At 44.5% G+C, this 7769-nt stretch carries 7 protein-coding genes; 6 read left to right on the top strand and 1 reads right to left on the bottom strand.

The window, feature by feature from the left end; genetic code table 11:
- Nucleotides 1-108: 108 nt before the first annotated feature.
- Nucleotides 109-519: an Rrf2 family transcriptional regulator gene (locus tag BM124_RS15720; RefSeq protein WP_093338941.1), complete on the top strand. Its 411-nt coding sequence runs from the start codon at nt 109-111 to the stop codon at nt 517-519.
- A gap of 69 nt (nt 520-588) precedes the next feature.
- The gene (locus tag BM124_RS15725; RefSeq protein WP_093338943.1) at nt 589-1224 is read left to right on the top strand and encodes an NAD(P)-dependent oxidoreductase; all 636 of its coding nucleotides are present in this window, start codon (nt 589-591) and stop codon (nt 1222-1224) included.
- Between the two features lie 64 nt (nt 1225-1288).
- Here the strand turns inward: BM124_RS15725 and nhaC are convergent, their stop codons facing one another.
- Nucleotides 1289-2713: a Na+/H+ antiporter NhaC gene (gene nhaC, locus BM124_RS15730; protein ID WP_093338944.1), complete on the bottom strand. Its 1425-nt coding sequence runs from the start codon at nt 2711-2713 to the stop codon at nt 1289-1291.
- 529 nt (nt 2714-3242) lie between these two features.
- Here nhaC and BM124_RS15735 point away from each other — a divergent pair.
- The 4 genes from BM124_RS15735 to BM124_RS15745 all read left to right on the top strand — a co-directional run bounded on the left by BM124_RS15735 (nt 3243) and on the right by BM124_RS15745 (nt 7572).
- Nucleotides 3243-4187, top strand: a complete 945-nt coding sequence (locus BM124_RS15735; protein ID WP_093338946.1) for a polyprenyl synthetase family protein — start codon at nt 3243-3245, stop codon at nt 4185-4187.
- A gap of 27 nt (nt 4188-4214) precedes the next feature.
- Nucleotides 4215-4388 (top strand): competence pheromone ComX, encoded by a 174-nt coding sequence (gene comX, locus BM124_RS19035; RefSeq protein ID WP_170841176.1) that lies wholly within the window; start codon nt 4215-4217, stop codon nt 4386-4388.
- A gap of 168 nt (nt 4389-4556) precedes the next feature.
- Entirely contained in the window at nt 4557-6890 is a 2334-nt protein-coding gene (locus tag BM124_RS15740) for a sensor histidine kinase (RefSeq protein WP_093338947.1), read from the top strand.
- A 19-nt stretch (nt 6891-6909) separates the two neighbouring features.
- Nucleotides 6910-7572, top strand: a complete 663-nt coding sequence (locus tag BM124_RS15745; protein WP_093338948.1) for a response regulator transcription factor — start codon at nt 6910-6912, stop codon at nt 7570-7572.
- Nucleotides 7573-7769: the final 197 nt, after the last annotated feature.

Here is a 7769-nt window from a genome sequence, read left to right on the forward strand (position 1 = left end):
CGAGCGGAATCAAAGGTAATACATGCCGATACGTTGACAGGCAGCCACCGGTACGATTATAGTAGAAGTAGATTTGTAACCATTCTTGTTACAGGAGCGGGATGCATCATGATCAACAGCCGTCTCAGTGTTGCCATTCATATCTTGTCCCTGCTGGCGTCTCACCCCCATGACCGGCTGACGTCCGAGTACATCGCAGGCAGCGTGCAGACCAATCCCGTCGTCATCCGGCGCCTGACCGGCATGCTCCGCAAAGCCGGTATTGTCACGTCATCTCCCGGAACAGCAGGGGCCGTACTTACGAAAGCGCCGGTTGAGATTACGCTGCTCGATGTGTATGACGCCGTCTTTGCCGGGGAAGAGCTGTTTTCCATTCATGACAAACCGAATCCGGACTGCCGGGTCGGCCGCAACATACAGGACACGCTGGATACACATTTTGAGCGCGCGGAGCAGGCGATGAAAAACGAACTCGCCCGACAGACACTCGCAGACACAGTGGAGCACCTTTTTGCCTGAAAGGTGTCTTTCCATGTCGTACCTGTAACAGAATCAGTTACAAAATCATTTCATACAGGAGGAATTCCCATGAACATCGGTATTATCGGAGCAACAGGAAAATCCGGAGATCTTATTTTAAAAGAAGCACAGCAGCGCGGCCACGACGTAACAGCCATTGTACGCAACCGCTCCAAGCTTGAGCATGATGTGCCTGTTATCGAAAAAGACATCTTCAACCTGACGCAGGAAGACCTGTCCGGTTTTGACGTTGTCGTTAACGCATTCGGCACAACGCCTGATCAGGGACAACCTCATATCGACGCAGCTGATGTCCTCACCAAAGCGCTGCAGGGCATAAAAACGCGCCTATTCGTCGTCGGGGGCGCTGCGAGCCTGTATGTCGACGAAGACAAGACAACTCAGGTCATCGACACGCCGGACTTCCCGGATGCGATCAAACCAATGGCCGGCGGCATGGCCGAAGCCCTCTCCAGACTTCAGAACGCACAAAATCTGAACTGGACGTTCCTCAGCCCGGCTGTAGAATTTGACGCAGAAGGCGCGCGCACCGGCACGTACCAAGTCGGCAAAGACCACATGATCACCAACTCGGAGGGTAACAGCTACATCAGTTACGCCGATTACTCCATCGCCGTTCTCGATGAACTCGAAAACAAAGAGCACGAGAATGAGCGTTATACCGTCATCGGGGAGAAACAATAAACGAACGGATTAAAAACCCGGACGACGCGGTCTTCCAACCGATCGGTCCGGGTTTTTTAAAAGGTTATGATGTATTCTCTGTATCCCCGCCGGCGTCCACTATGCTTTCGGTATCCTTATCAAGCGGCGTTAGCGTCCAGCCGGTGTAGGCGTAAAACAAGGCGACAAACGGCGTGACCAAGCTGGTGAAGGTAAAGAAGACATACCCCATGCCGACATCGAGCGTCGTCATCACAAACGCTCCAATCACACCCCATGGAATCAACGGATGCAGCACCGATCCGGCATCTTCGAGCGTCCGCGACAGATTTTTCGGATGGAGCCCGGCGCTGCGGTAGGAATCCTCCAGCATCTGGCCCGGTAGAATGATGGATAAATACTGCTCCCCGATTACCGCGTTCACGCCGAAACAGGACAAAACGGTCGAACTGATGACGTTGCCTTTTTTACGGAGAACCTGTTTCAAACTGTTGATCAGCGCGTGGGCGATTCCGATGCCGCGGAACAACCCTCCGAACCCAAGCGCCACGATGATCAGAGATATTCCTGACAACATACTCTGAAGACCGCCGAGAGAAAGCAGGCTGTCTATCGATTCCATCCCGGTATCCGCCGTGTAGCCTTCATGGGCGGCTGTCATGATATCACCAAGGCCTGCCCCCGGAGTGGTATAAAAGGTCGTCAGCACCGCGGCAACGAGACCAATCGCAAGCGATGGGACCGGTTTGACCCGGCGTGCGGCAAGGCCGATAATGAGCAGCGGGGACAAAAGCGTCACCGGTGTAATCATAAATTCAGACTGCATCGTGCGGGCCATTTCATCCACCTGGGACGTATTGGCGCCTCCCCAGCTGTGCGTCAAACCAATAAAGACGAAAATGAGTAACCCAATAAGAAAAGCCGGAATCGACGTCCAGAGCATGTGGCGGATATGCGCAAACACATCCACCTTGGCCGTAGCCGCCGCCAGATTCGTCGTATCTGACAGCGGTGACAGTTTATCGCCAAAGATGGCCCCGGACACAATCGCCCCAGCTGTCATCTCAGGCGAGATCCCCATACCGTAGGCGACGCCCATCAGCGAAACACCAATCGTCCCCATCGCGCTCAAGGAGCTCCCGGTCATCGTGGCCACCACCGCTGTAATAATCACGGCCGTCACAAGAAAGAAACCCGGCGAAAGCACTTGGAGCCCGTAGAACGTAATCGTCGGTACCGTACCGTTCAAGGCCCATACCCCGATCAATATTCCAATCAGACTTAAAATCAGAATAGCCGGTATCCCGTAGGAAATCCCTTTTACCATAGACTGCTCCATGTCCTTCCAGCTGTACCCGAGCATCAGACCATATACCGCTGTAATGATCGTCGCCAGCACAATCGGAATGTGCGGCATAACCCCGTAGTGAAGAATACTGACACCAAGCACGGCGGTGATCAGAAGAAGCACAACCAGAGACCCAATTAACGTTGCCTGTTTTGTTTTCATGTCGTCGTTCCCCGTCTTTCTAAAAAAATAATTCAGTCCGTTATAAAAAATAAAAGAATTTAATAAAATTTCACATCATTTTTTCTTTCATTTTTTAAGATTCAAGTCTTGTATTCTTTCCATATTTAACTAAAACACAATAATGTTTTACTACACTTTTCGATTATAATGATCTTCACAAATCCTCCTTTCTAATCTACGTAAATTTAAATTAACATTACAACAATTAAATTTTAATTTAAGTTTCCATGAAATAAAAGACATTTCATTTCGTTATATTTGTCTAATCTATGCTTATATGCTGGTTAATTTTGGCGATTCCTTTTTTACATTGAATAACGTTTTAATTATTACAATCAGAATATATAAATGTAAAATTTCTATAAAAATTTTTACGCAAAATTATACTTGGCCGACTCTAAATAATTTACTATATGTGTAATACTATCTTACCATTTTATGCTGTATCTAGTTATGATAAGCTAAAATCGAATTTGAAAAGTTCATATAATTGAAAGGGAAGTGATTTATGGAAGAAATTCCAACTTATTCATTTCATCAAACAAAAGATGTGATGCTTGAGATGGTGAGTATGCATTTGAATGATGACGATCTCAAAGAAAAGGCTGACCACTTCATCATGTATAAGGTGAAAGAAGGGTTTTTGTTCTCAGAGTTAACACAGCTGCATTATCACATCGACAATGGTGAAAAGAGTTTGGGCATGTTCCATGTATCTGCGGCAGTAGAGTTTTTGATGTTGGCGTTGGACATATTGGATGACCTCCAAGATCAAGATGACACAGAAAAACCATGGTCCGTTTTTCCATCTTCTACTTCCATGAATCTATCCACAGGTTTTTTGACATTGAGTATGCTTGTATTAAAACAAGCTCCTTATGAGGAAAACTTGAAGTCCTGCGCCTTTCAATACCTTTATCAACAAGTTTTACAGGCAGTAAAGGGCCAGCATCAAGATCTCAAACACCTCTATCACACCGAGGATAACTTTTTACAAATGATAAAACACAAATCCGGATCTTTAATGGCCTGCTCTACTCTTATCGGAGCCGTATTCCGCCGAACCACGCAGGATGAACTGGCTGTAATTCAGGATTACTCGGAAAATCTTGGGGTGACAGCACAATTAGCCAATGATATGCACGGACTCCTCCGAATGGATACAAAAAATGATTTGCTGCAGAAACAATGGACACTGCCTATTATGCTGCTTTCCAAAGAAAGCGGCGAACAAGCTCGGTGGATTCAAAATTACTATGAAGGAAAAGTGGATCAGGCGTTTATGGCAGAGAGGGAAGAATCACTGTTTCAATGGATACACCAATCTCCGGTTATCCTTTATGTACAAGTGCTGAAACGCGTATATCAAAGAAAAACAATCGATAAAATGAAGGAACTTCAGGTAAGTCAAGAGTGGAAAAATCGTATGCAGAGTTATATCGAGCAGGTGTGACTCTATTAAAATATGAGGAGGATTATCATGTTAAAAAAAGTAGTAGAACAATTAGCAGAACAGCCTCAGCTTTTGGATAAATTTAAAGAGGACAAGCTGAATACAGCTGGTATGACGCAGACAGAAAAAGCTGCTGTTGTGGATGTGTTGAGCGATAAAGAATTTCAGGGATTGGATGTCAGCAGATCTTACTGGAAGTAGAATAAAGCATTCCTTTTTATAAAAAAACAGTCTCCCGTCCATCACGGCTGCCTATGTTTTTCTTGAAGAATACGCGATTCTTATCCTTTCCTGTCCGTGTAAAAAACCAGAGTCTCTCTGGTTTTTTTACACGGAATACACCTGAAAAGAAAGAAGCACTAGCGGGGGATGAATAAGTATGTACGATATGAAACGATTCCGGTTGGTTTTTTTTTAATTATTGTTGTTGTTACCGCTGCTTATCTTGTTTACATAACCATTAGTGAAACCTATGTAGGACTGGACGTACAGCAAAATAATAACGGCCGGTGGGAAATTACGAACGTAAACCCTGTTGGATGGGCCGAACAGCACAACATTCAAAAGGGAGACATTGTTCTGGAAGTAAATGGACAGGCCCCTTCTACGTTTTCTTCCGTTCAACAGTATGGGGTCATTGGCAAAATGGAACAAATGAGAGTTTTGCGTGACGGCCGTCAACTTGAATTTAACGTGCGGATTCCATTCCAATTTAGTACCTTTTTGTATCACACGCTGCTGCCACTGGGTGTGTTTTTAATACTTCTGGGATTTTCACTCTATATCTACTGGAAAAAACCCACAGAACCCATCGCGTTGTTTCTCATCGCATTCCTGTCAGCCGTTGGATTCGGTTATTTAAGTGCAGGGGCTTCAGCGAGGCTGGATACTTTTGCACGCCTGTTAAACAGTTTTTCCCTCATGATGGTCCCTGCTTTGTTTTTACATTTTCATTATCAATATTTCTTAAAGTATCGAATTCAGCTTATCCACTGGAAATTACTTGCATTCGTTTATGCTGTTAATATATCTATCGTTTTTCTGGAGGGGCTTTCTAAAGTAATATATACAGGCGGAATGTATGAATGGATTCGGGATGCACAGCTGGCCCTGTTTTCGATTGAAATGTTGTTTGGATTTTGTGTTCTTATTTATTATTATTTCAAATTTCGCAGCACGATCCATAAAACTGTATTTCAAAATACTATATTCAGCGTCATCGTTTCTTTCTTTCCATTTATTTTTCTGACGGCTCTTCCAGACACTTTGTTTGATATTAAGCTGCTGCCCGCATCAGTTACAGCTGCTTTCCTTACAGTACTGCCGGTATTCTTTCTTTATTTTGTGCTCACAAATAAAGTGTTTGATATTGATTTTATTAACAGCCGACTGCGTTATTATGCGTTTCAATCGCTTATTCTGACAGGGATTGTTTCCGCGTCCGTTGTGTTTTTTACTAATTTAACACATATTCAATGGGCGAGGTTTATTCTTTTAATCTATGGATCGTTTATTATATTTTTCTACTTAGAAGATAAACTGAATATCCGGGGTCTTTTTAAAGATCAGCATGACTATGAAATCAGCTTGGATCGTTTCTCTCAAGATGTCGCCAAAATTTTAAAAAAAGATGAGCTGAACGATAGATTGATTCAAGAGATAAAAGAGGTTCTCCCGGTTCAACATACTTCTATTATCACTTTTTCCAAACAAGATGGGGAAACCCGCTTGTCCGCCGGTGACGAGGGGTGCCCGCAGCACTTAATAAAGAAGCAATTAACGTACCACCAGTCCCAAAGAACAATCGGCTCTCAATTTAAAATCGAAGATGGTATTTGTTCTATTATAAATGAACAGCACGATTCGATTCAGGTTCTCTGGATAGAACAGAAAGTAAATCACACTCCATTCAATAAGGATGAACGGCATTGGATAAGTATACTTGTTCATTATACCAGCATTGTTTATGAAAATTTCCAGCTGCTCGAAAACGTGACAGAAGAACTGAATTATTCCCTTTATAACGGGCAAACCATGCCTCCCTGGATGTTAAGACTGCTGTTTCGATTGTCTGAAAAAGAACGGGCCCGGCTTTCTTATGATTTACATGATTCTGCTCTGCAGGAACAATTGATTTGGTATCGGAAAGTGGAGGAGATGCTTGCTCAAAAACAGCTTACCGATTCGTTAAAAGAGCAGTTATCGCAACTGCGGCAAGGTCTGCTCAGCGTGGTAGACCAGATCCGTGAAACATGTACTTTATTACGTCCTCCCTTTTTAAAAGATACTGGTATTGCAGAAGCTCTCTCCTATTTAGTGGAACACTACCAGACACGTGAAAGCTTTGATATACAATTCAGCTCTTGTGATTTCAACTCCATCCTTGGGGATGAGCAGGCTCTAGCTCTCTATCGTATTGTTCAGGAACTATTGAATAATGCAGCCAAACACTCCAAAGCCCAGTGTGTGGACATCGAAGTGAGAAATGAGGGAAATCAGTTTATTATGACTTATAGTGATGATGGAGTTGGGCTTCCCTCGAAAGGAGAGTTCCACTCGACTCAAATGATGGGGATGACTGGAATCCGGCAGCGTGTAAATAGTATTCATGGAACCATTGAGATTCTTTCTCCGGAAGGCTCGGGGTTGGAAGTTGTTATTCTTTTTCCATCGGAGCAGGAATTCACGAACCATTTTAAATAAAAGTAATGGAGGAACTATCATGATCAGCATTTTATTGGTCGATGATCACCCGGCAGTAGGAGAAGGATCGAAGCTGATGATTGAGAAAGAAGAAGATTTGGAAGTGACGATTGTCGACAGTCCAGGCAAGGCTATCGACATTCTTCATCGTGATGATTTTTCTCTCATGTTATTTGATCTACGCATGAAGGGAATGAATGGAATGGAGTTGACCAGGTATGTTCGCGAAATGGAACAGGACGCTCCTGTCTTGATTTATACCGGTCATGAGGTGGAACCCTATTTTAACAGCCTGGTGGAAGCAGGGATATCAGGTTTCATTAGTAAAACATCAACCCGGGAGGAACTTATTCAGGCCATCCGCTACGCTGTAGATGGTAAAGCCGTTGTACCAGTTTCCTTGCTCCGCCAATTGCGAAAAACGGAGGTACGGGTAGAGGAAACAGAGCACTCCTCCATCGATACCGGACATAACATATCCATCAATCCCAAAGAACAGGAGATTCTAACTGAGGTAGCAAGGGGGAAAAGTAACAAAGAAATTGCCGGCATTTTCTACAACAGTCCCCGCACCATTGAATATAATTTAACGGATATTTTTAAAAAACTTCAGGTAAAAACAAGAGCCGAAGCGGTATTAAAGTCGAAACAATGGGGAATTATTGCGGATGATGTTGACTAAGAAAAGGGGCCTGTATCAAAAGCCGTTAAACGTTAAGGCATCCGCTGCAGGCGGACGCTTCCACTCCAGAGTATAAGCGCGACATCGGTTCGCTGGGCTCACCGTGTCTTCTTTGCCCCGGGCACGGCTCGCGTCCGCAGTTCCTCCGGATCAGCTGCTTGTCGAAACCGACGGACCCCGGCCGTTCCAGGGCCCGA

Origin of the sequence: Salibacterium halotolerans, assembly GCF_900115625.1 — a bacterium.
GTDB lineage: Bacteria > Bacillota > Bacilli > Bacillales > Marinococcaceae > Salibacterium > Salibacterium halotolerans.

What these genes read in the sequence shown, in the direction of transcription:
- BM124_RS15745 (WP_093338948.1), top strand. Translation starts at nt 6,910, where the DNA reads ATGATCAGCATTTTATTGGTCGATGATCACCCGGCAGTAGGAGAAGGA.
- BM124_RS15725 (WP_093338943.1), top strand. Translation starts at nt 589, where the DNA reads ATGAACATCGGTATTATCGGAGCAACAGGAAAATCCGGAGATCTTATT.
- BM124_RS15740 (WP_093338947.1), top strand. Translation starts at nt 4,557, where the DNA reads ATGAATAAGTATGTACGATATGAAACGATTCCGGTTGGTTTTTTTTTA.
- BM124_RS15720 (WP_093338941.1), top strand. Translation starts at nt 109, where the DNA reads ATGATCAACAGCCGTCTCAGTGTTGCCATTCATATCTTGTCCCTGCTG.
- BM124_RS15735 (WP_093338946.1), top strand. Translation starts at nt 3,243, where the DNA reads ATGGAAGAAATTCCAACTTATTCATTTCATCAAACAAAAGATGTGATG.
- comX (WP_170841176.1), top strand. Translation starts at nt 4,215, where the DNA reads ATGTTAAAAAAAGTAGTAGAACAATTAGCAGAACAGCCTCAGCTTTTG.
- nhaC (WP_093338944.1), bottom strand. Translation starts at nt 2,713, where the DNA reads ATGAAAACAAAACAGGCAACGTTAATTGGGTCTCTGGTTGTGCTTCTT.